Origin of the sequence: Lentibacillus kapialis, from assembly GCF_014646635.1 — a bacterium.
GTDB lineage: Bacteria > Bacillota > Bacilli > Bacillales > Amphibacillaceae > Lentibacillus > Lentibacillus kapialis.
On the sequence record NZ_BMNQ01000142.1, the window covers coordinates 1 to 630 of the forward strand.

Annotated in this window: 1 protein-coding gene; it reads left to right on the top strand. The window is 62.7% G+C overall.

What is annotated here, in order from left to right:
• A partial coding sequence (locus IEW67_RS18000; RefSeq protein ID WP_188634441.1) for a hypothetical protein occupies positions 1-630 on the top strand: 630 nt, incomplete at both ends.

Consider the following 630-nt stretch of genomic DNA (forward strand, 5'->3'; position numbering starts at 1 on the left):
CTTCCCGCACGAGTTCGGGGGGTTCTCGCTCAAGTTGCAGGACTTCTCGCACGAGTTCGGGCCGCTCTCGCTCAAGTTGCGCGACTTCTCGCACGAGTTCGGGCCGCTCTCGCTCAAGTTGTGCGACTTCTCGCACGAGTTCGGGCCGCTCTCGCTCAAGTTGCAGGACTTCCCGCACGAGTTCGAGCCGCTCTCGCTCAAGTTGTGCGGCTTCTCGCACGAGTTCGGGCCGCTCTCGCTCAAGTTGTGCGACTTCTCGCACGAGTTCGGGTCGCTCTCGCTCAAGTTGCGCGGCTTCTCGCACGAGTTCGGGCCGCTCTCGCTCAAGTTGCGCGGCTTCTCGCACGAGTTCGGGCCGCTCTCGCTCAAGTTACGCGGCTTCTCGCACGAGTTCGAGCCGTTCTCGCTCAAGTTACGCGACTTCTCGCACGAGTTCGGGCCGCTCTCGCTCAAGTTGCAGGACTTCCCGCACGAGTTCGAGCCGCTCTCGCTCAAGTTGTGCGGCTTCTCGCACGAGTTCGGGCCGCTCTCGCTCAAGTTGCAGGACTTCCCGCACGAGTTCGGGCCGCTCTCGCTCAAGTTGCAGAACTTCCCGCACGAGTTCGGGGGGTTCTCGCTCAAGTTGCAGGA